At 70.8% G+C, this 21,409-nt stretch carries 19 protein-coding genes; 15 read left to right on the top strand and 4 right to left on the bottom strand.

The window, feature by feature from the left end:
* Positions 1-74 precede the first annotated feature (74 nt).
* From dop to DPM19_RS16980, 3 genes are all read left to right on the top strand, one after another.
* Entirely contained in the window at positions 75-1,592 is a 1,518-nt protein-coding gene (dop, locus tag DPM19_RS16970) for a depupylase/deamidase Dop (protein WP_111868791.1), read from the top strand.
* Between the two features lie 175 nt (positions 1,593-1,767).
* The gene (locus DPM19_RS16975) at positions 1,768-1,977 is read left to right on the top strand and encodes a ubiquitin-like protein Pup (protein ID WP_111868793.1); all 210 of its coding nucleotides are present in this window, start codon (positions 1,768-1,770) and stop codon (positions 1,975-1,977) included.
* 175 nt (positions 1,978-2,152) lie between these two features.
* Positions 2,153-3,163, top strand: a complete 1,011-nt coding sequence (locus tag DPM19_RS16980) for an endonuclease VII domain-containing protein (RefSeq protein WP_233510283.1) — start codon at positions 2,153-2,155, stop codon at positions 3,161-3,163.
* Here DPM19_RS16980 and DPM19_RS16985 read toward each other — a convergent pair whose 3' ends face one another.
* Positions 3,164-4,651, bottom strand: a complete 1,488-nt coding sequence (locus DPM19_RS16985; RefSeq protein WP_111868799.1) for a hypothetical protein — start codon at positions 4,649-4,651, stop codon at positions 3,164-3,166.
* Positions 4,652-4,836: 185 nt separating this feature from the next.
* On the opposite strand from DPM19_RS16985, the gene prcB reads away from it, so the two are divergent.
* The 4 genes from prcB to DPM19_RS17005 all read left to right on the top strand — a co-directional run bounded on the left by prcB (position 4,837) and on the right by DPM19_RS17005 (position 8,880).
* A complete protein-coding gene (gene prcB, locus DPM19_RS16990; RefSeq protein ID WP_111868802.1) occupies positions 4,837-5,682 on the top strand; it encodes a proteasome subunit beta in 846 nt (281 codons plus the stop codon).
* A 20-nt stretch (positions 5,683-5,702) separates the two neighbouring features.
* On the top strand, positions 5,703-6,392 hold the full coding sequence (gene prcA / locus DPM19_RS16995; RefSeq protein WP_111869084.1) for a proteasome subunit alpha: 690 nt from the start codon (positions 5,703-5,705) through the stop codon (positions 6,390-6,392).
* A 147-nt stretch (positions 6,393-6,539) separates the two neighbouring features.
* Entirely contained in the window at positions 6,540-7,898 is a 1,359-nt protein-coding gene (gene pafA / locus DPM19_RS17000) for a Pup--protein ligase (RefSeq protein ID WP_111868804.1), read from the top strand.
* A 64-nt stretch (positions 7,899-7,962) separates the two neighbouring features.
* Entirely contained in the window at positions 7,963-8,880 is a 918-nt protein-coding gene (locus DPM19_RS17005) for an FKBP-type peptidyl-prolyl cis-trans isomerase (protein WP_111868806.1), read from the top strand.
* A 12-nt stretch (positions 8,881-8,892) separates the two neighbouring features.
* Here the strand turns inward: DPM19_RS17005 and DPM19_RS17010 are convergent, their stop codons facing one another.
* Positions 8,893-9,975, bottom strand: coding sequence for a DUF3866 family protein (locus DPM19_RS17010; RefSeq protein WP_199485134.1), 1,083 nt, complete (start codon positions 9,973-9,975; stop codon positions 8,893-8,895).
* Positions 9,976-10,038: 63 nt separating this feature from the next.
* On the opposite strand from DPM19_RS17010, the gene DPM19_RS17015 reads away from it, so the two are divergent.
* The 6 genes from DPM19_RS17015 to DPM19_RS17045 all read left to right on the top strand — a co-directional run bounded on the left by DPM19_RS17015 (position 10,039) and on the right by DPM19_RS17045 (position 16,580).
* Complete coding sequence (locus DPM19_RS17015; protein ID WP_111868809.1) at positions 10,039-10,983, top strand: helix-turn-helix transcriptional regulator; 945 nt, start codon at positions 10,039-10,041, stop codon at positions 10,981-10,983.
* Positions 10,980-11,951, top strand: a complete 972-nt coding sequence (locus tag DPM19_RS17020; RefSeq protein WP_111868812.1) for a helix-turn-helix transcriptional regulator — start codon at positions 10,980-10,982, stop codon at positions 11,949-11,951. The genes DPM19_RS17015 and DPM19_RS17020 overlap by 4 nt, the downstream gene beginning before the upstream one ends.
* Positions 11,952-12,249: 298 nt before the next feature.
* Positions 12,250-12,555, top strand: coding sequence for a Sec-independent protein translocase subunit TatA (gene tatA / locus DPM19_RS17030; RefSeq protein WP_111869086.1), 306 nt, complete (start codon positions 12,250-12,252; stop codon positions 12,553-12,555).
* Positions 12,556-12,588: 33 nt separating this feature from the next.
* The gene (tatC, locus tag DPM19_RS17035; protein ID WP_111868817.1) at positions 12,589-13,452 is read left to right on the top strand and encodes a twin-arginine translocase subunit TatC; all 864 of its coding nucleotides are present in this window, start codon (positions 12,589-12,591) and stop codon (positions 13,450-13,452) included.
* A gap of 53 nt (positions 13,453-13,505) precedes the next feature.
* On the top strand, positions 13,506-16,235 hold the full coding sequence (locus DPM19_RS17040) for a DEAD/DEAH box helicase (RefSeq protein ID WP_111868820.1): 2,730 nt from the start codon (positions 13,506-13,508) through the stop codon (positions 16,233-16,235).
* Positions 16,236-16,388: 153 nt separating this feature from the next.
* Entirely contained in the window at positions 16,389-16,580 is a 192-nt protein-coding gene (locus tag DPM19_RS17045; protein WP_111868823.1) for a hypothetical protein, read from the top strand.
* A 78-nt stretch (positions 16,581-16,658) separates the two neighbouring features.
* On the opposite strand, the gene DPM19_RS17050 is transcribed toward DPM19_RS17045, so the two are convergent.
* Together DPM19_RS17050 and DPM19_RS17055 are read right to left on the bottom strand one after the other, a co-directional pair.
* A complete protein-coding gene (locus DPM19_RS17050; protein WP_111868826.1) occupies positions 16,659-17,366 on the bottom strand; it encodes a Crp/Fnr family transcriptional regulator in 708 nt (235 codons plus the stop codon).
* 393 nt (positions 17,367-17,759) lie between these two features.
* Positions 17,760-18,692: a 5'-3' exonuclease gene (locus tag DPM19_RS17055; RefSeq protein ID WP_111868828.1), complete on the bottom strand. Its 933-nt coding sequence runs from the start codon at positions 18,690-18,692 to the stop codon at positions 17,760-17,762.
* Between the two features lie 99 nt (positions 18,693-18,791).
* Between DPM19_RS17055 and DPM19_RS17060 the strand changes: the two genes are divergently transcribed.
* Positions 18,792-19,910: a M24 family metallopeptidase gene (locus tag DPM19_RS17060; protein WP_111868831.1), complete on the top strand. Its 1,119-nt coding sequence runs from the start codon at positions 18,792-18,794 to the stop codon at positions 19,908-19,910.
* 279 nt (positions 19,911-20,189) lie between these two features.
* On the top strand, positions 20,190-21,407 hold the full coding sequence (locus DPM19_RS17065; RefSeq protein ID WP_111868833.1) for an ABC transporter ATP-binding protein: 1,218 nt from the start codon (positions 20,190-20,192) through the stop codon (positions 21,405-21,407).
* The last annotated feature ends 2 nt before the right edge of the window (positions 21,408-21,409 follow it).

The following is a 21,409-nucleotide window of genomic DNA, read 5'->3' on the forward strand; positions in this document are numbered from 1 at the left end:
CCCGGGTAGGAGGCCGTCATGACCCGACCTTCACCCCCGTGGCTCCACCCCACGGCCCCCGATAGGCTCGACACATGAGTGTTCGGCGCGTGATGGGGATCGAGACCGAGTACGGAATCTCCGTGCCCGGCCAGCCAGGGGCCAACGCGATGGTCACCTCCTCGCAGGTGGTGAACGCCTACCTCGCGGCCTCCGCCGCCAAGGCCCGGCGAGCCCGCTGGGACTTCGAAGAGGAGAACCCGCTCCGCGACGCCCGCGGCTTCGACCTGGCCCGCGAAGTCGCCGACGCCAGCCAACTCACCGACGAAGACCTCGGACTCGCCAACGTCATCCTCACCAACGGGGCACGGCTCTACGTCGACCACGCCCACCCCGAGTACTCCGCCCCCGAGTGCACCAACCCGCGCGACGCCGTCATCTGGGACAAAGCCGGTGAACGCGTCATGGCCGACGCCGTCCGACGCGCCGCCCAGATCCCCGGCACCCACCCCATCCAGCTTTACAAAAACAACACCGACAACAAGGGCGCCTCCTACGGCTGCCACGAGAACTACCTCATGAAGCGCGAAACCCCGTTCTCGGACATCGTGCGGCACCTCACCCCCTTCTTCGTCTCCCGCCAAGTCGTCACCGGCGCCGGCCGCGTCGGCATCGGCGTCGACGGCCGCGGCGACGGCTTCCAGATCAGCCAGCGCGCCGACTTCTTCGAAGTCGAAGTCGGCCTCGAAACCACCCTCAAACGACCCATCATCAACACCCGCGACGAACCCCACGCCGACCCCGAGAAATACCGCCGACTCCACGTCATCATCGGCGACGCCAACATGAGCGAGATCTCCACCTACCTCAAACTCGGCACCACCGCCATCGTGCTCGCCATGATCGAAGACGCCTTCCTCACCACCGACCTCTCCGTCGACATGCCCGTCGCCGGACTCCGCGCCGTCTCCCACGACCCCACCTGCAAACACCTCCTCACCCTGCGCGACGGCCGCAAGATGACCGCCGTCCAACTCCAGATGGAGTACCTCGAACAAGCCCGCAAATACGTCGAAGACCGCTACGGCTCCGACGTCGACGAACACACCCGCGACGTCCTCGACCGGTGGGAATCCGTCCTCCACCGCCTCGGCGACGACCCCATGCAGCTCTCCCGCGAACTCGACTGGGTCGCCAAACTCGAACTCCTCGAGGGCTACCGCACCCGCGACGGCCTCGACTGGTCCCACCCCCGCCTGCAACTCGTCGACCTCCAGTACACCGACATCCGACCCGACAAGGGCCTCTACAACCGGCTGGTGGCCCGCGGCCGCATCGAACGCCTCGCCACCGAGGCCCAGGTCGAGGCCGCCGTCGAGAACCCGCCCGAGGACACCCGCGCCTACTTCCGCGGCCGCTGCCTGGGCCAGTACGCCGACTCCGTCGCCGCCGCCTCCTGGGACTCCGTCATCTTCGACGTCCCCGGCCGCGAATCCCTCCAACGAGTCCCCACCCTCGAACCGCTGCGCGGCACCAAGCAGCACGTGGGAGCGCTGCTCGACCGCTGCCGCACCGCCGCCGAACTGGTCGCCACCCTCACCGGCGAGGGCTGACCCCCACCGGACGCGGCAGAGATGTGACCGCTATGCCCGTTTCGTTTGATCACAGACCGGCGATAACCCCGGCAGACCCCGCATCCGACACCAGGAACGGGCGGCTGAGAGACCCGCTCATCCCCGGTGATCGGAGATAGGGTTGAGAACACCGGCACGACACGGGAGGTAGGGAATGGCCACCAAGGACACGGGCGGACAGAAGCAGACCGGGCGGCGCACCGAAGAGGTCGAGGAGACCCAGGCGGCCCCCGCCGAAGACGTCCAGGAACGCAACGAAAAACTGACCGACGACGTCGACGCAATCCTCGACGAAATCGACGAGGTATTGGAAGAGAATGCAGAGGAATTCGTGAGGAGCTACGTCCAGAAAGGCGGTGAATGATCCCGGTATGTCCGATTTTCTAGAAGGGTTAGCAAAGGGCACAAAGAAGTGTCCTGACTGCGGCGAGTTAAAGTCAACGTCTGAATTTGGCCGTAATAAGCGGATGGTCGATGGCTTCGCCAGGTACTGCAAGGCGTGTTTCGGTATCAGGTCGAAGCAGAGTTACCGCAAAAGAATGGCCGCTCAGGGAAGGGTCGTTCGAGAGCGCCTAGAGGTCCCGCACGGCCACAAGTACTGCCCAAAGTGCTGTGAGATAAAGTCGATCGCCGAGTTCGGTCGCAACCGGGCAGAAAAGTCGGGTCTCACAGCCTATTGTAAGCCTTGCCATAATAAGGTCACAGTAGAAATAAAGAATCGTGTACATGGAAGTGTTCGAAATTATCTCTTCAAGTATCGATACGGGATCACAGTCGAAGAGGTAGACAAGATAAGCAGGCGTCAAGGTGGAATATGCGTGATCTGCCTTCGTGAACCGGCGCTTCACGTCGATCACGACCACCAGACGGGACTTGTCCGCGGCCTGCTGTGCTTCGGCTGCAACGGGGGACTCGGCCAGTTCCAGGACGAAGCGTGGCGGCTGCGCCGGGCGGCCGGTTACCTGGATGGCAGGCTCACCCACTTCCAGCACATGGAACTCGAGTTCGGAACGCCGACCATCGGCGGTCTCGCAAACCGTGGGCGGAGCCGGGTCCGGGGGGCGAGGGCTGACCGGCTGAGTTCCGCCCGGCACTACAAGTTGCGCGCCAAGTACGGCATCGATGAGCGGGATGAGCAGCGGATGCTGGCCGCTCAACGAGGTCTGTGCGCGATCTGCGCCAACGAGCCTGGTGGCCACGTCGACCATGATCACGAGAGTGGCGCGGTCCGAGGGGTCCTCTGTCTGGGATGCAACAGTGGCATGGGGCAGTTCAAGGACGACGCGATCTCGCTGCTGCGCGCGGCGGATTACCTGGATGGCTTCCTGGCGGGGCCGGGTGCGCGATCCGCTGCCTCGGCCGGATCCTGGCCGGAACCTCCGGGTGCGATGGCGCCCACGTGCCGGTCGTTGTTCCGGGCGTTGGACGGCGAGCGCCGGAGGGCGGCTGCGGAGCTGGCGGAGCGTGCGGGTTGCCCGTGGGATGTCGAGGCGGTGGGTCTGCGGAACGTCGAGGTGGCGCTGGCGCCGGAGTACCCGCACGGGCGGTGATCAGGCTCCGGGGGTGCTGGAGAGCGCTTCGGGGTGGGGTGTGTCCGGCCCGGGGTCGGCGGCAGGGAGGGCCGGGGTTTCGGTGGTGAGGGGCCGGGTGGTGGCCTGGAGTTCGTCGAGGGCGTGGGCGTAGGCGTCGGGGACGGGGAAGCCGTCGTCGGGGACGGGTACGCCGTCGCCGAGGCGGGCCCAGGCGAAGTCGGCCGCGGCGGCGGCGCTGAGGATTTCCAGGGCGGTCTGCGGGGTGCCGGGGGTGAGGTGTTCGGCGGGTCGCCCGTGGGCGGGCCACAGTGCGCGCAGGGGGTGCGCGGTGTCGGTGGTGATCTCGCCGAGCAGGGTGCGTAGTTCGGGGTCGAGCCAGTCGCCGATGGGCGGGGCGAGGTCGGGCCGGTAGCCGGCGAGGTCGGCGGCGAGCAGTGCGATGGCGGCGTGCCGGGGTTCGGTGGCGTCGTCGTCTTCGGGTTGGCCGCACAGGGGGGTCAGTGCGGTGGCGAGGTCGTAGCAGGCGAGCTGGAGGCGTTCGCCGGGGGCTGTGTCGGGGAAGAGGGCCGCGCCGAGGGTGGGTGGGCAGCGGCTGGTCCATTCGCGTTCGACGGCTTGGTCGCCGTAGCCGAGGGCGTGGTGGTCGAGGGCGGGGCCGGTCTGGATGGGTTCGATGATCGACAGTAGGGCGGCGGCGCGGACGCGGAAGCGGGGGTCGTCGCGGAGTGCCTGGGCGGTCATGACCATGCAGCGGATGATCTGTCCGGCGGCGTCGTCGCGGCCGGCGCGGAGTCGTTCGGTGTAGAGCCCGATGAGGGTGCGCAGTGGTGGGGGTGGGAGCCAGCGGAGCCGGCCTTGGTCGGCTGGGGGGCGGGCGAGGTGGGGTGTCCAGAGTTCGAGGAGGGTGGTGGCGAGGGTGGGGTCGAAGGCGGGGACGGCGGCGCACCACAGCATGGTGTTCCAGGTGGCGGCGATGGTGCTGGGGGTGCCGTGCAGGAAGTGGTTCCAGCCGAGCGGGTAGTCGGCGGGTGGGGCGAGGGCGGCTTGGGTGAGGACGGAGCGGAGCCGGTAGGCGAGGGCGCCGGAGACGGCTTTGCCGGCGACGGCGAGCGGGGGGCCGTAGTCGATGGCGAAGTCGGGTCCGGTGGGGAGCAGGTGGGGTGGGACGGGTGGTGGGGGGAGGCCGGGTCCGGGGGGGAGCGCGGCGTGTCGGGTGGTGGTGGGGTGGGGTGGGGGGCAGGGGAACCAGCGGGTGTCGGCGGGGTGTAGGCGGTACCAGCGGGCCCAGGCGCCGTACATCCACCAGGAGTGGTCGGGGAGGGCGAGGAGCCGGGGTTGGAGGGCTTGGGCGCGGTGGGCGGGTGGGGCGGTGGTCCACCAGGGGTCGGCGATGGCGGCGCGGGTGTCGTGTTCGGCCCGGGTGAAGGGGTCGCCGTCGGGGGTTGGGGCGCCCGGCCACGGCGGGGGGTTCTGTGGGCCGCTTGGGCCAGGGGGTTCCCACACCACAGCGTCATCGTAGTGGTCGGGCGCGGAGCGTACCGGGGGGATTCGGGTGTGGGGTTCGCCGTGGGCGGAGGACGTAACGGATCACGGGCATGCGGTGGGCGCACTGGTGACAGTAGGGTCTGAAGGGTCGTGCCGGTCGTTGTCCGCAGGGGGGCCGGTGCCGTGGCGTGGAGGGAAGGAGTCGCGTGGCGTCTCACGATTCGCAGTCCGGTCGGCTGCCGGGGGTGTTCTCGAGCCCGGGTGTGTCGTCGTTTGCGGAGTTCCTGGGGTCGTACTCGCCTGATCGGCTGCCTGGGCGCCGTACTCCGCCGGCGGTCGCGGCGGGGGAGGAGATCCCGCATGGCACGACGATTGTGGCGGTGGCGTTTCCGCAGGGTGTGGTGATGGCGGGTGATCGTCGGGCCACTGCGGGGAATGTGATCGCGCAGCGCGATGTGGAGAAGGTCTTCCGGGCGGATGAGTTGTCCGCGGTCGCGATCGCGGGTACGGCGGGGATCGGGTTGGAGATCGTCCGGCTGTTCCAGGTGGAGTTGGAGCATTACGAGAAGTTGGAGGGTCGGACGCTTTCGCTGGAGGGTAAGGCGAACCGGCTGGCGGCGCTGATCCGCGGGAATCTGGGGATGGCGATGCAGGGGCTGGTGGTGGTGCCGTTGCTGGCGGGTTTCGATGAGGAGCGCGCGGGCGGGCGGATCTTCAGCTATGACGCTGCGGGGGGCCGGTACGAGGAGCGGGACTTCCATTCGATCGGGTCGGGTTCGGTGTTCGCGCGGGGGGCGTTGAAGAAGTTGTGGCGGCCGGGCCTGTCGGCTGAGGACGCTGCGCTGGTGTGTGTGCAGGCTTTGTATGACGCGGCCGACGACGATTCGGCGACGGGCGGTCCCGATTTGATCCGCCGAATTTTCCCGGTGGTTGCCGAGGTGACGGCGGACGGGTTCCGGCGGTTGCCCGACGAGGAGGTCGGTGCGGTGGCGCAGTCCGTGGTGGACGGGCGTTTTGACTCACCGGGCGGTCCGACCGCCCCGCTGCGATAGAGAGGGATCGACCGGTGTCCATGCCGTTCTACGTCTCGCCCGAACAGCAGATGAAGGACAAGGCCGACTATGCGCGTAAGGGCATCGCGCGGGGTCGGAGCGTGGTCGTGCTGCAGTACGACGACGGCATCTTGTTCGTGGCTGACAATCCGTCCCGGGCGTTGCACAAGATCAGTGAGATCTATGACCGGATCGCGTTCGCGGCGGTGGGGAAGTACAACGAGTTCGAGAATCTGCGGCTGGGCGGGGTCCGGTATGCGGATGTGAATGGTTACACGTATGACCGTCGTGATGTGACGGCGCGGGGTTTGGCGAACCTGTACGCGCAGACGCTGGGCACGATCTTCACGGAGACCAACAAGCCGTATGAGGTGGAGTTGGTGGTCGCGGAGGTGGGTGACACGGAGGCGTCGGACCAGATCTACCGGTTGACGTTCGACGGGTCGGTGGCCGACGAGCATGGTTATGTGGCGATGGGTGGTCAGGCCGATGCGGTGGCGGAGGCGCTGAAGGCGCGGTTCGAGGAGGGGATGTCGCTGTCGGCGGCGTTGCGGGCGGCGGTGCAGTCGCTGGAGGCGCAGGATTCTGACCGGCATCTGGAGGCGAAGGCGCTGGAGGTGGCGGTGTTGGACCGTAATCGGGAGCACCGGTTGTTCCGGCGGTTGCCGGCGGTGCGGATCGAGGAGTTGCTGGGGGATTCGGCCGGCTGATCGGGTGTTGGGGGCGGCGGTCTTCGCGTGGGCGGGGCCGCCGTTTTCCCGTCCAGTTTGTGATCTACAACGTAAAGGCACCGAGCGTTGTGAAACCAGGGACGCCGGAGACTGTTGACCGGGGTCCCCGCCGCATAGGCTCACGGTGTGGACAGGCGCATCTTCGGGCTGGAGAACGAGTACGGGGTCACCTGCACCTTCCGTGGGCAGCGGCGGTTGTCACCTGACGAGGTGGCGCGCTACCTGTTCCGCCGGGTGGTGTCATGGGGCCGAAGCAGCAACGTGTTCCTGCGCAACGGCGCGCGGCTCTACCTGGACGTGGGCAGCCACCCCGAGTACGCCACGCCCGAGTGTGACAGCGTCATCGATCTGGTGACCCATGACAAGGCGGGCGAGCGGATTCTGGAGGGGTTGCTGGTCGACGCGGAGCGACGGCTCCGCGAAGAGGGCATCGCCGGCGACATCTACCTGTTCAAGAACAACACCGACTCTGCGGGCAACTCCTACGGGTGCCACGAGAACTATCTGGTGGGCCGGCACGGAGAGTTCGGCCGGCTGGCCGACGTGCTGATCCCGTACCTGGTCACCCGGCAGATTATTTGCGGGGCGGGCAAGGTGCTGCAGACCCCGCGTGGCGCGGTGTACTGCGTGTCGCAGCGTGCCGAGCACATCTGGGAGGGGGTCTCCTCGGCGACGACCCGCTCCAGGCCGATCATCAACACCCGGGACGAGCCGCACGCGGACGCCGAGCGCTTCCGGCGGCTGCACGTGATCGTCGGTGACTCGAACATGAGCGAGACGACGATGCTGCTCAAGGTCGGTGCGACCGACCTGGTGCTGCGGATGATCGAGGCGGGCGTGGTGATGCGCGACCTGACGTTGGAGAACCCGATCCGGGCGATCCGCGAGGTGAGCCATGACATGACCGGCCGCCGTAAGGTGCGGCTGGCCAACGGCCGGGAGGCCAGCTCGCTGGACATCCAGAAGGAGTACTTCGGCCGGGCCAAGGACTTCATCGACCGCCGTGGCGGCGACGAGGTCGTGATGCGGGTGCTGGACCTGTGGGAGCGGACCCTGCAGGCGGTGGAGAGCGGCGATCTGGACCTGGTGGCCCGTGAGATCGACTGGGTGACGAAGTACCAGCTGATCGAGCGGTACCGGCGCAAGTACGACCTGGCGCTGTCGTCGCCGCGGGTGGCGCAGCTGGACCTGGCCTACCACGATGTCCACCGCAACCGGGGGCTGTACTACCTGCTGGAGAAGCGCGGTTCGGTGGAGCGGGTGACCCGGGATCTGGCGATCTTCGAGGCGAAGTCGCTGCCGCCGCAGACGACCCGGGCCAGGCTGCGGGGCGAGTTCATCCGGCGGGCGCAGGAGAAGCGGCGCGACTTCACCGTCGACTGGGTGCATCTGAAGCTGAACGACCAGGCGCAGCGGACGGTGCTGTGCAAGGATCCGTTCCGGTCGGTGGACGAGCGCGTCGACAAGTTGATCGCGGGGATGTAGGTCGCGTGGGGCGGGCGGGGCGGTAGGGTGAGCGCCCGGTCACGTTCCGCCCCGAAGGACTCGTATGCGTCGCGGCCTCACCGTTCTCCTCCTCCTGCCGCTCTCGCTGGCCGCCTGCAGTGGCGGCGACCCGGACCTCACCGTGCGGGGCGGGTTCGGTGCCCGCGCCGACGTGGTGTTCCCCAAGGGTGAGAAGCCGGGTGACGACCTGGCGGTGCGGACCCTGTCCGGCGGCAAGGGCGCCCGGGTGGGCAAGGGGGACCTGGTCATCGCCCACTACGCGGGCTACCGGTGGGACGACGGCGGCGCCAGCAAGCTGATCGCCTCCAGTTACGCCGGGGGGAAGCCGGGCGGGTTCCCGTCGGGGAAGCTGGTGCCGGGCCTGGAGAAGGCGCTGGCCGGGAAGAAGGTCGGCAGCCGGGTGGTGGCGGTCATTCCGCCCCGGGACGGCTATGGGGCGCAGGGCGCGGCACAACTGCAGATCACCGCGACCGATTCGCTGGTCTACGTGCTGGACGTGCTGGCCACCTACCCCAGGTCGGCGGCGGCGCAGGGCAGGGCCCAGCCGCTGGCCGATCCGGCGCTGCCCCGGGTGGGTGATGCCGCGCCCGGGCAGGCCCCGTCGGTGACGGTGCCGCGGGCCCGCCCCCCGGCGACGTTGCAGGTGCGGACCCTGGTCCAGGGGGCCGGGGCGCCGGTGGAGAAGGGGCGCCTGCTGGCGTACCAGTACACCGGGGTGCGGTGGCGGGACGGTTCGGTGTTCGACTCCTCCTGGCGTAACGGGCAGCCGTACGCGAGCGTGATCGGCACCGGTCAGGTGATCCGGGGTCTGGACCAGGCGCTGGTGGGGCAGCGGGTGGGCAGCCGGACGCTGGTCGTGGTGCCGCCCCGGTGGGGGTACGGCGCCCAGGGGCTGGGCCAGGCGGGGATCCGGGGCACCGACACGCTGGTTTTCGTGGTGGACGTGCTGGGCGCGCACTGACCCGGCGCCGGGTCAGCCCAGCAGCGCGGCGGCGTGCCGGCCGGCGGCGGCCGCCGCCAGGAAGTAGGCCAGGTCCCGGTCGAGCCGGCGGCCCATGGTCGACAGCCGCACCCCCCAGTCGCGTTCGGCCGTCTGCAACGTGTCCGCCAGGCCCGTCACCGGCGTGGAGACCAGCCGGTGCCGCTCGCCGAGCGGCCGCGCCTGCTCCCGCACCCGGGCGCCGAACTCCCCGGTCAGTTCGGGTACGACCACGTCGGCGGGCGCCAGTGCGACCCGCCCGTAGGCGGTCAGGCTGTGGTGCGACACCCCGATGTGCCGTTCGCGCAGGTCTCCCTCGCTGATCCGGAGCGAGGCCACCGGGCGGCCCGACAGTACCGCGGCCGCGTTGACCGCCTCGCCCGCCGCGACGCCGGAGAACCCCCACCGGGTGCCGGTGCCCAGGTTGCCCGGCCCTTGCGCGAGGATCACTGCCTCGGCGTCCAGGACGTGCCGGGCGGCCAGCAGGCCGGTGTGCACCGTGACGGTCTCCAGGTCGCCGCCGAACGCCTGCCCGACGGTCACGGTCGCGGCCAGCGCCCCCGCGGCCGTCAACTGGGCGATCGACATGGAGAACCAGGCCGGCAGCGCCCCGCCGTCGGGCATCACGTACACCACGCGGGTGCCGGGCCGGGCCGCCAGCAGGCCGGCCAGGATCGGCGGCAGCGCCGAGTGCAGGTCGGCGACGATGACCGGCATGCCGGTCAGCGAGTCGGCGTCCGCCAGGGCCGGGTGGTGCGGGGAGTCCTGCTCGTCCGCGCCGAGTACCGTGGCCTGCAGCGGGGTGTAGCGGGCCTTGACCAGGTGGCCCGGGCCGGTGGGGTCGGGCGGCAGCCGGTCGGGCACCGCGACGACCATCGCGTAGCCGCCGGTGCCCAGACCCATGGCCAGGGCGGTGGTGTTCAGCAGAACGGTGTCGCCGGGTTCGGGGCGGCCGACCAGGGCGGGGTAGGCCAGTGCCCGGCAGGTGCCCTCGCCGTCGACGGCCGTGTCCAGTTCGATCGCTCCGGGCCATTCGCGTCGAACGGCCGCCACGGTGCCTTTTCGCCATCGGATCACACCGGAAACGGTAGCGTCGTGATCGGTGTCGGAGCGTCCCTTCGAAGGAGAGGTGGTGTCGGGATGTCGCGGCGCAAGACCGAGCGCCTGCTGAATCTGGTGGTGTGCCTGCTGGCCACCCGGCGCTTCCTGACGGCCGAGCAGATCCGCCAGGCCGTCCCCGGGTACCCGGGCGGCGACGAGGCGTTCAAGCGGATGTTCGAGCGCGACAAGGAAGAGTTGCGCGAGCTCGGCGTTCCCTTGGAGGTCGGCGCCGATGGCGAGGAGGACGTCGGCTACCGGATTCCGCGGCAGGCTTACGAGCTGCCCGAGCTGCACCTGACCCCGGACGAGGCCGCGGTACTGGGCCTGGCCGCCCGGGTGTGGCAGCGGGCCAGCATGGCCGAGGCGGCGTCGGGGGCGCTGCTGAAGCTGCGCGCGGCGGGCGTCGACACCGACGGCGCGGCGGGGCTGGGCATCGAACCGCGGGTCGACACCGACGAGCCGGCCTTCCCGGTGCTGTGGCAGGCGGTCCGCGACGGCCGGGCGGTGACCTTCGACTACCAGGGGATCGGCCGGACCGCCGCGCAGCGCCGCCGGCTGGAGCCCTGGGGCGTGGTCAGCCGGCGTGGCCGGTGGTATGTGGTGGGCCACGACCGCGACCGCGGTGAGACCCGGGTGTTCCGGCTCAGCCGGATCAAGGGCGAGGTGACGCCGGCGGGCCCGCCGGGCGAGGTGCGGGTGCCGCCCGGGGTGGACGTGCGCGGGCTGGCCTTCGACTGGGGCGAGCCGCCCGCCGAGGAACGGTCCGCGACCGTACGGCTGCGCACCGGCGCGGCCCAGGGGGTGCGGCGGTGGGCGCACGGGGTGCGGCCGGCCGGCGACGGCTGGGACGAGGGCACCCTGCGGTTCCGTGACGTCGACCGGTTCGCCCCGTACCTGGCCAGGTTCGCCGCCGACGTCGTCGTCCTGGACCCGCCGGACCTGCGCGAGGCCGTGATCCGGCAGCTGAAGGGAGTGCTGGCGTGAGCACGACGTCGACCGACCGGCTGGCCCGGCTGCTGGCCCTGGTCCCGTATGTGGTGAGCCGCGACGCGGTGGCGCTGGACCAGGCGGCCGCGGACTTCGGGATCAGCGAGAAGCAGCTCATCGACGACCTGAACCTGCTGTGGTGCGTGGAGTTGCGGGCGCCCGACCCGTACTGCCCGATCGACCTGTCCTACGAGGGCGGCGAGATCACCGTCGCCGAGGCCGAGTCGATCGCCCGCCCGCTGCGGCTGAAGGTGGACGAGGCCAGCGCGCTGCTGGTGGCGCTGCGGATGCTGGCGGACATTCCCGACCTGGAGGACCGCGACGCGCTCAGCCGGGTGATCGCCAAGCTGGAGAGCGCGGCCGGCGGGGTGGCGGTGGCGGTGAGCAGCCAGCTGGCGGTGCACCTGGACGCGCGCGGCGACACGGTGAACCGGGTCCGGGAGGCGGTGGCCCGACGGCGGCGCGTGCACCTGACCTACTACGTGCCCGGCCGGGACGAGAACACCGAACGCGACGTCGACCCGATGCGACTGCTGTTCGTCGACGGGCTGCCCTACCTGGAGGGGTGGTGCCGCCGGGCCGAGGCGGTGCGGCTGTTCCGGGTCGACCGGATCATCCAGTTGACCCTCCTGGACCTGCCCGCGGAGGTGCCCGAGGACGCCGAGCCGATCGACGTGGACGCGGGCCTGTTCCGTCCCGGCCCGGGCGATGTGCGGGTGACGCTGGAACTCACCCCCGCCGGGCGGTGGGTCCCCGACTACCACCCCTGCGACGAGATCGAGGAGCTGGGAGAGGGGCGGCTGCGGGTGGTGCTGCGCACCCGCGACACCCGTTGGGTGCGGGGGTTGGCGCTACGGCTGGGCGACCAGGGCCGGGTGGTCGGCCCGCCTGAGCTGGCCGAGCGCGTCCGCGCGGACGCCGCCCGCGCCCTCGCCCAGTACGAGGAGGCGCCGGACGGCGGCTGACCGCCGGACGGCGGCTACCGGACGGGCGGGACGTTCGCTACGGTGGCGGGTGTGTGGTGGGTTCAGGTTGCGGTGGCCGCGGGGTTCCTCGGCCTTGCCGTCCTGGCGTTCTGCGCGGTCAGGCTGTTCCGCGCCGTCGGGAGGCTGGGCCGTGAACTGGAGCGGACCCGCCGGAGGCTGGAACCGAAACAACGGGCCCTTCGGGGTGAATTTCGGACATTGCAGGACGGCCAGGACTACACAGGTCCTCGGGGCGGCGTACGATCGACCTGAATAATTCCTGTTGAAGAGGGTGGACATGCCTAGTATCGGTGGCTCGGAGATGCTCATCGTCCTGCTGGTCGTCCTGCTGCTGTTCGGCTCGGCGAAGCTACCGCAGCTGGCCCGCTCGCTGGGCAAGTCGGCGCGCATCCTGAAGGCCGAGACCAAGGGCCTGCACAGCGATGACGACCAGCCGGCCCAGCCTTCCCAGGCCCAGGCCCAGGCCCCGCAGCAGCAGCAGGCTCCGCAGCAGCAGCCGCAGCCCTACCAGCAGGGTCAGCTGCCGTCCGGTGAGCCGATCCAGGGGGTGCCGGTCTCCGACCCCAACCGCCGTTCCTCCTGACCCCCAGTCCCCCACGAGGTCCGAGCCCAGACGATGAAGCGGACACAGCGGCAGACCGACTCCGAGGGCCGGATGCCGCTCATGGAGCACCTCCGTGAGCTGCGCAACCGGTTGATCAAGGCCATGCTCGGCCTGCTGATCGGCACGATCATCGGCTGGTTGGTCTTCCAGCCCGTCTGGGACTTCCTCAAGGAGCCCTACTGCGCCCTGCCCCAGTCGCAGGCGCTGGAGAAGGGCCAGTGCAGCCTGGTGGTGAACGGGATCTTCTCCTCGTTCTTCCTGCGGCTGAAGATCGCGTTCATCCTCGGGCTGGTCGTCTCCTCGCCGGTCTGGCTGTACCAGCTGTGGGCGTTCGTCGCCCCGGGGCTGTACCGCAAGGAGCGGCGCTGGACGTATGTCTTCCTGAGCGCGGCGGTGCCGCTGTTCCTGGTCGGCGCCGCGCTGGCGTACGTGACCGTCGACCGGGGCCTGGCGCTGTTCCTGGGGTTCACCCCCGATGACGTGGCGGCGCTGATCACCGTCGACCACTACGTCGGCTACATGCTGGCCATGCTGCTGGTCTTCGGGATGACGTTCGAACTGCCGCTGTTCGTGGTGATCCTCAACCTGGCCGGTGTGCTCACCTCCGAGCGGATCCGCAAGTCCCAGCGGATGAGCATCTTCGGGATCTTCGTGTTCGCCGCGGTGGCCACCCCCAGCGCCGACCCGTTCACCATGATGGCGCTGGCCCTGCCCACCGTGGTGCTGTTCGAGGCCTCGGTGCTGCTGGCGATCTTCAACGACCGCCGCCGGTCCCGCCGGCCCGACCCGCACGCCGAGCTGGCTGACGACGAGGCCGCCCCGCTGGACCTGGAGCAGATCGACGCCGAGCTGGAGCGGGGCGACCGTACCCGCTGAACAGGCGGCGGAACTGATTCGGAAACGCCCGCCGCCGACCGTAGGCTCGTGCCATGACCACCCCCGCCGAGCGGTACGCCGCGCACCGGCAGCGCACCAGGGACCAGGGGCCCGCCCTGATCGACTTCAAGGGCCTCTACGACTTCGACCTGGACCCGTTCCAGATCAAGGCATGCCAGGCGCTGGAGCACGGCCAGGGCGTCCTCGTCGCCGCCCCGACCGGGTCCGGAAAGACGGTGGTGGGGGAGTTTGCCGTCCACCTGGCGCTGGCCGGCCGCAGCAAGTGCTTCTACACCACGCCGATCAAGGCGCTGTCCAACCAGAAGTACGCCGACCTGGTCCGCCGGTACGGGCCCGACCAGGTCGGGCTGCTCACCGGTGACAACAGCGTCAACGGGGAGGCCCCGATCGTCGTGATGACGACCGAGGTGCTGCGCAACATGCTCTACGCCGGTTCGTCGACCCTGGAGGGTCTGGCGTTCGTGGTGATGGACGAGGTCCACTACCTGGCCGACCGGTTCCGCGGCGCCGTCTGGGAAGAGGTGATCATCCACGTTCCGGACTCGGTCCAGATCGTGGCGCTGTCGGCGACGGTGAGCAACGCCGAGGAGTTCGGTGAGTGGCTGCAGGCGGTCCGCGGCGACACCGCCGTGATCGTCGACGAGCACCGGCCGGTGCCGCTGTGGCAGCACATGATGGTCGGCACCCGGCTGTACGACCTGTTCATCGACGACGAGCACGCCAAGGTCAACCCCGAGCTGCGCCGGATCTCCCTGGAGGAGGTGCGGCGCGCCAAGGTCAACCAGGGCCGGCGGACCGGCCGGCGGCGTGCCCCCCGGCCGGCCCGGTTCCGGCCGCCCGCCCGCCCCGATGTGATCGAGCGGCTCGACCGGGCCGGGCTGCTGCCCGCCATCACGTTCATCTTCAGCCGGGCGGGCTGTGACGCGGCGGTCATGCAGTGCCTGTACGCGGGGCTGCGGCTGACCTCCCGGGAGGAGGCCGAGGAGATCCGGGCGCACGCCGAACTGCGCACCGCCGACATCTCCGCCGAGGACCTGCGCGTGCTCGGCTACGACGAGTGGCTGGCCGGGCTGGAGCGGGGCATCGCCGCCCACCACGCCGGGATGCTGCCCACCTTCAAGGAGGTGGTGGAGGAGCTGTTCACCCGGGGGCTGATCAAAGCGGTGTTCGCCACCGAGACGCTGGCGCTCGGCATCAACATGCCGGCGCGCACCGTGGTGATCGAGAAGCTCGACAAGTGGAACGGCGAGGCGCACACCGACCTGACCCCGGGGGAGTACACCCAGCTGACCGGGCGGGCCGGGCGGCGCGGCATCGACGTGGAGGGCCATGCCGTGGTGCTGTGGGCGCCCGGCGTGGACCCGGGGTCGGTGGCCGGGCTGGCCGGTACCCGCACCTACCCGCTCAACTCCAGCTTCCGGCCGTCCTACAACATGGCGGTCAACCTGGTGGGTGCGGTGGGCGCCGAACGGGCCCGCACCCTGCTGGAGGAGTCGTTCGCGCAGTTCCAGGCCGACCGTGCGGTGGTCGGCCTGGCCCGCCAGCTCCGCAAGAGCGAGGAGGCGCTGGAGGGGTATGCCGAGGCGGCCACCTGCCATCTCGGTGACTTCATGGAGTACGCGGGGTTGCGCCGGCGGCTGTCGGACCGGGAGGCCGAGCTGGCCCGGGAACGCTCCTCGGTGCGCCGGGCCGAGGCCGCCCGGTCGCTGGAACGGCTGCGCCCCGGTGATGTGATCGTCGTGCCGGGCGGGCGCCGCACCGGCGCCGCCGTGGTGATCGACCCCGGGCTGGCGCATCGTTCCGACGGGCCCGCACCGCTGGTACTGACGATCAACCGGCAGGTCAAGCGGCTGTCGGTGCTGGACTTCCCGACCCCCGTGGAGCCCGTCGAGAAGATCCGCATCCCCAAGTCGTTCAGTTCCCGGTCCCCGCAGCACCGCCGCGACCTGGCCGCCACGCTCCGCAACAAGCTCGGCGACGACCCGGAGGGCCGCCCGCCGGGCCGGGGCCGGGGTGGGCCGCAGGCCGAGGACGCCGAGATCGCCCGGCTGCGCCGGGAACTGCGCGAGCACCCCTGCCACGGGTGCGCCGATCGCGAGGAGCACGCCCGCTGGGCCGAGCGGTACTTCCGGCTGGAGCGCGAGGCCGCGGGGCTGCGCCGCCGGGTCGAGAGCCGCTCCCAGGTGATCGCCCGTACCTTTGACCGGGTCTGCGGGGTGCTGGAGCAGCTGGGCTACCTGGCCGGCGACACCGTCACCGACGAGGGGCGGCGGCTGGGCCGCATCTACAACGAGCTGGACCTGCTGACGGCGGAGAGCCTGCGCGCCGGCGTCTGGGAGGACCTCGACCCGGCCGAGCTGGCGGCGTGCGTGTCCGCGTTGGTGTACGAGTCGCGGCAGCCCGATGACGCCGCTCCGCCCAAGACCCCCAGCGGCCAGGCGCAGCAGGCGCTGGCCGCGATGGTCCGGCTGTGGGGCGAGCTCGACGCGGTGGAGAAGGACAACCGGGTGTCGTTCCTGCGCGAACCGGATCTGGGCTTCGCGTGGTCGGCGTTCCGCTGGGCCCGGGGGCACCAGCTCGACGCGGTGCTCAGCGAGACGGGCATGACCGCGGGCGACTTCGTCCGGGCGGTCAAGCAGCTGCTGGACCTGCTTGGCCAGGTGGCGGACGCCGCCCCGGCCGGCAGCGGGATCAGGGGCACCGCACGCCAGGCGATGGACGCGATGCGCCGCGGTGTGGTGGCGTACAGCTCGGTGAGCTGACCGCGGCCTCATCCAGTTCAACCGTCAATTTACTATGTAAAGGCCGCAGGTCGGAGTACTTTTTCGTTTGACCTTCGATCTTAGGGACATCCCGGGGATGCGCTCTTAGGGGGAGACCCCGGAGCCACCCCCTGACCCTTTCCGGAGGTTCCCATGCTCGCGACCGTAGCGGCGATCATCTTCGCCCTTGCGCTGCTCTTCGACCTGGCCGACATCTCGTCGGACGCGTTCAACTACGCCACGCTCGTCACGCTCGGGCTACTGTTCCTGGCCCTGCACCTGGCCGGGTTCGGCACCGCCACCGGCACCACCGCGGGCAGCCGGAACTGGCGCCGCCGCCGCTGACGCGACCGGCGATCGGCGCGTCCGGGCCGGCCCCGCACCGGACCCGGACGCGCCCGCACCGGCCGCGCGGGCCGGTGGTCAGGAGCCGACCCGCCCGTCGGCCAGAGCGCTCAACCCGGGCCGGTCGAGCACGGTGATCCGGCGCCAGCCGGTCCGGACCAGCCCGCGCCGCCGCCAGTCCTGCAGCGCCCGGGCGACGGTCTCCCGGGACGCGCCGACCCAGCTGCCCAACTCCTGCTGGGACAGCGGAGGACTGATCTCGATCCCGCCGCCCGCACCCGTCCGGGCATAGGAGTCCGACAGCTCCGACAGGTCGAACAGCAGCCGCGCCAGCCGCTGCGCCCCGCTGCTGGAGGCCCGCTCCTGCAACCGGCGGTCGGCGTCATCCAGCCGCCGCACCACATTGCTGCTGACCAGTTGCAGCGCGGCGGGGTGCTCGCGAAGGAACACGTTGAACCGCGCGGAGGGCACCACCAGGGCACGAATGGTGTTCAGCGCCGTCACGGTGGCCGAGCGGTGCCGATGTCCGATCGTCGCCATCTCACCGACCAGGTCGCCGGGCCCCCGCACGGCCAGCACCACGGTGGACCCGTCCGCCCCGGTGACGGTCACCTTGGCCCAGCCGTCCCGGATGACGATGATGTGGTCGGACGCCTCGCCCTGGTGGCACAGCGCCGTCCGGGCCGTGAAGGTCCGGGGCCGGGAGATGCCGAGCAGGGCCTGCTGTTCGGCGGGCCCGAGCGAGCGCCAGAAGCCGCCGTGCGGCCGGTGGTTCCTTTCCGTCACGGATGATCCGCTTTCCCCTGAGCCCTCGGTGCGGAGGGAGACTCCTCGCGCGGCGGTCCGGATCGGAGGGAAGCCGGCGCCCGCGGCAAGGGGGGAGTAGGGCGGTGAACCCAGTGCCCCGGGCACCGGCGCCGGTGCCACGCCGATCCGGATCGACGTGCGTCACTTACTCGCATGCTGGGCGGTGACCGGGGCGCTGTCTATGTCATCTCACACACAACGGCACATGATGTCCGATCAGGAGTCAGGTCGCGCCGCGCAGTCGGTGCCCATCATGCTCACCCGCCGCATGAGCCGCTCGTCCCTCACGGACCGCTCCGCTCGCTCCCTCGGCTCAGCGCGTGTTCACCGCCGCCTTCGCCTCGTTCACTCGCTGCGCGGGCCGCTCGTCCCTCACGGACCGCTCCGCTCGCTCCCTCGGCTCAGCGCGGAGCGCAGGCGGGTCACCGGGCCGTCGAGGCCCCACTTTTCGGCCAGTGCCGACAGCGCGGCGGGGTCGCGCGGGGTGGCCGGCAGCCGGTCGTCGAGGTCGTCGAGGGCCGGTCCGGTGATGTCGGTGACGACCCGCACCACGGTTCCGGCAGCGGCCAGGTACTCGCGCGCCGCCGCCAGCTTGGCCCGGCTGCCCGGCGGGAAGCCGTCCGTGCGGCCCGCGTCCAATGCCGCCAGGACGTCCTCGACGGAGCCGAACCGGGTGATCAGCGTGGCGGCGGTCTTGTCGCCCACCCCCGGCACCCCGGGCAGCCCGTCGCTGGGGTCGCCGCGCAGGGTGGCGTAGTCGGCGTAGCCGCGGCCGGGGATGCCGTACTTGGCGGCCACCTCCTGCTCGCCCATCACCTGCAGGTTGCGCACGCCACGGGCGGTGTAGAGGACATGCACCGGCACCCGGTCGTCGACGAGCTGGAACAGGTCGCGGTCGCCGGTGACGATGTCGACCGGGGCGCCGGCCCGGGCGGTGAGCGTCCCGATCACGTCGTCGGCCTCGTAGCCGGGCACGCCCAGCCGGGCCAGGCCGGCGGCGTCGAGGACCGCGTCGATGAGCGGCAACTGCGGGCCGAGGGTGTCGGGGACCTGGTCGCCGCCGTCCGCCGCGACCCGGTGCGCCTTGTAGGAGGGCAGCGCAGCCACCCGGAACTGCGGCCGCCAGTCGGCGTCCATGCAGCACACCAGCCGGTCCGGGCCCCGGTCGGTGACCAGCCGGGCGATCATGTCGATCAGCCCGCGCACCGCGTTCACCGGTGTCCCGTCAGGCGCGGTGACCGACTCGGGCACGCCGAAGAAGGCGCGGAAGTACAGCGACGGCGTGTCCAGAAGCATCAACCCCATGCGGCCATCGTCCCACCTTCCGACCCGCTCCGGGCGAGGTGCGCGCGGTCGGTGGCGGCGGCTAGATTGGCGGGCGTGAACGCGCATGTGACAGCAGGTATGACGGGAAGCACGGCGGAGCTGTACCCCCCGGAGCGGGTCGCCCGGGTCCGGGAGGCCACCGCGGCGGCGGGGCTGGGGGCGCTGCTCCTGACGCCCGGGCCTGATCTGCGTTACGTGACCGGCTACGACGCCATCCAGTTGGAGCGGCTGACCTGCCTGGTGGTGCCCGCCGCCGGTGACCCCTTCCTGGTGGTGCCCCGGCTGGAGCTGGCCGCGGCGCAAGCCTCGCCGGCCGGGCGGCTGAACATGGAGATGGTCGCCTGGGACGAGACGGACGACCCGTTCGCCCTGGTCGCGTCCCGGCTGCCCGCCGGGGTGGACCGGGTGGCGGTGGCCGACCGGATGTGGGCGGTGATGGCGCTGCGCTTCCGCGCGGCCCTGCCGGGCGCCGAGCAGGTGCCCGCCGGTCAGGTGCTGCGCGGGTTGCGGATGCGCAAGAGCCCGGCCGAGGTGGCCGCGCTGCGTGAGGCCGGCGCCGCGATCGACCGCGTGCACCGGCGGGTGCCCGAGCTGCTGCGCCCGGGGCGGACCGAACGCGAGGTCGGCCGGGACATCGCCGAGGCCATCCTCGCCGAGGGGCACGCCACGGTCGACTTCGTCATCGTGGGCTCCGGGCCGAACGCGGCCAGCCCGCACCACGAGCTGTCCGACCGGGTGATCGAGCCGGGTGACCCGGTGGTGGTCGACATCGGCGGAGCCATGCCCAGCGGCTACTGCTCCGACGAGACCCGCACCTACTGCGTGGGCGCGCCGCCGGCGGACTTCCTGGCCTACTACGAGGTGCTGCGCGAGGCGCAGCGGGCGGCCTGCGCGGCGGTGCGGCCCGGGGTGACGCCCGAGTCCGTGGACGCCGCCGCCCGCGACCTGATCGCTGCGGCGGGCTTCGGGGAGTTCTTCGTGCACCGCACCGGGCACGGGATCGGCCTGGAAACGCACGAGGAGCCCTACATTGTCGCGGGCAACACCGAGCCGCTGGCCGCGGGCATGGCCTTCTCGGTCGAGCCCGGCATCTACCCGGGGGCGCACGGGGCGCGGATCGAGGACATCGTCGTCTGCACCGAGGACGGCCACGAGTCGATGAACGCGGTCGACCGGGCGCTGGTCGTCATCGACTGAAACGCTCGCGAACGCCACAGGGGTCCCGTTTTGGGGCCCCTGTCGCGTATGTGGAGCCCGATGCGCGGAGTTGTCACGGGGGTGCGCCCTGACGCGGGTCTTTTTCGGTCGATGCTCACAAGGTGCCCTGACCGTGAAATAACGATCTCTTCACAAAGCATCGGTTGATCACCTGACGCTTGCAGTCATTCCGTGACGAGGGGTACGACCGTTAGGCGTGTTCCCCCGAAGTTACGTTCGGATGTCCCCGCGGTTGCGGAAGAGCGTGAAGGAGACGTCGTGGCACAGGTCGTCCTGAGCAACGTGGGGAAGGTCTACCCCGACGGCACCCGCGCCGTGGGCGGTCTCGACCTTGATATCGCCCACGGGGAGTTCCTCGTCCTGGTCGGCCCGTCCGGCTGCGGCAAGACCACCGCGCTGCGCATGGTCGCCGGGCTCGAGGACATCTCCGAGGGAGAGGTCCGGATCGGCGACCGGGTGGTCAACCGGGTGCCCTCCCGCGACCGCGACGTCGCCATGGTCTTCCAGAGCTATGCCCTTTACCCGCATCTGTCCGTCCGCGACAACATCGGTTTCGGGCTCTCCCTGCGCAAGATCCCCAAGCCGGAGATCAGGGAGAAGGTCGACCGCGCCGCACAGACCCTCGGGCTGAGCGACCACCTCGACCGCAAGCCCCGCAACCTGTCCGGCGGGCAGCGGCAGCGGGTGGCGATGGGCCGGGCGATCGTGCGCGAGCCGCAGGCGTTCCTGATGGACGAGCCGCTGTCCAACCTCGACGCCAAGCTGCGCGTGCAGATGCGCGCCGAGATCGCGCGCATCCAGCGCGACCTCGGCGTCACCACGATCTACGTCACCCACGACCAGACCGAGGCGATGACGCTGGGCGACCGGGTCGCGGTGATGAAGAAGGGCGAGCTCCAGCAGGTGGCGCCGCCCCAGGAGCTCTACGACCGTCCCGCGAACCTGTTCGTGGCCGGGTTCATCGGCTCGCCCGCGATGAACCTGCTGCACGGCACCCTGAGCGAGGCGGACGCCGGCGCGCCGCGCCTGGAGGTCGGCGGCCAGACCCTGGACCTGCCGGCCGGGATCCTCGACGAGCGGCCCGCGCTGCGGTCCTACCTCGGCCGGGACGTCGTCGTCGGCGTCCGGCCCGAGGACATGGAGGACGCCGACCTGGTGGAGGGCCGCAGCGACGGCGCGGCGCTGCTGCGCTCCTCCGCCGACCTCGTCGAGGCGATGGGGTCGGACGTGCTCGTCCACTTCGCGGTGGACGCGGCGCAGGTCGTCACCGACGACACCAAGGAACTGGCCCGGGACGCCGGCACGGACGTCCTGGGCGCGCTGGAGCAACAGCGGACGAACATGGTCGCGCGGTTCAGCCCGCGCACCCGCGTCACGGAAGGCGAACCGGTGACCGTGCACGTCGACACCGGCCGTCTGCACTTCTTTGCCCCCGAGACCGGTGCGTCGATCTGGGAGTCGGCGGACCGGCACTGAGG

Source organism: Actinomadura craniellae (genome assembly GCF_003289645.1).
Taxonomy (GTDB): domain Bacteria; phylum Actinomycetota; class Actinomycetes; order Streptosporangiales; family Streptosporangiaceae; genus Actinomadura_D; species Actinomadura_D craniellae.

Coding starts and splice junctions, on each gene's coding strand:
- dop (WP_111868791.1), top strand. CDS start 75: ATGAGTGTTCGGCGCGTGATGGGGATCGAGACCGAGTACGGAATCTCC.
- DPM19_RS16975 (WP_111868793.1), top strand. CDS start 1,768: ATGGCCACCAAGGACACGGGCGGACAGAAGCAGACCGGGCGGCGCACC.
- DPM19_RS16980 (WP_233510283.1), top strand. CDS start 2,153: ATGGCCGCTCAGGGAAGGGTCGTTCGAGAGCGCCTAGAGGTCCCGCAC.
- prcA (WP_111869084.1), top strand. CDS start 5,703: ATGCCGTTCTACGTCTCGCCCGAACAGCAGATGAAGGACAAGGCCGAC.
- DPM19_RS17005 (WP_111868806.1), top strand. CDS start 7,963: ATGCGTCGCGGCCTCACCGTTCTCCTCCTCCTGCCGCTCTCGCTGGCC.
- DPM19_RS17015 (WP_111868809.1), top strand. CDS start 10,039: ATGTCGCGGCGCAAGACCGAGCGCCTGCTGAATCTGGTGGTGTGCCTG.
- tatA (WP_111869086.1), top strand. CDS start 12,250: ATGCCTAGTATCGGTGGCTCGGAGATGCTCATCGTCCTGCTGGTCGTC.
- tatC (WP_111868817.1), top strand. CDS start 12,589: ATGAAGCGGACACAGCGGCAGACCGACTCCGAGGGCCGGATGCCGCTC.
- DPM19_RS17040 (WP_111868820.1), top strand. CDS start 13,506: ATGACCACCCCCGCCGAGCGGTACGCCGCGCACCGGCAGCGCACCAGG.
- DPM19_RS17045 (WP_111868823.1), top strand. CDS start 16,389: ATGCTCGCGACCGTAGCGGCGATCATCTTCGCCCTTGCGCTGCTCTTC.
- DPM19_RS17055 (WP_111868828.1), bottom strand. CDS start 18,692: ATGGGGTTGATGCTTCTGGACACGCCGTCGCTGTACTTCCGCGCCTTC.
- DPM19_RS17060 (WP_111868831.1), top strand. CDS start 18,792: ATGACGGGAAGCACGGCGGAGCTGTACCCCCCGGAGCGGGTCGCCCGG.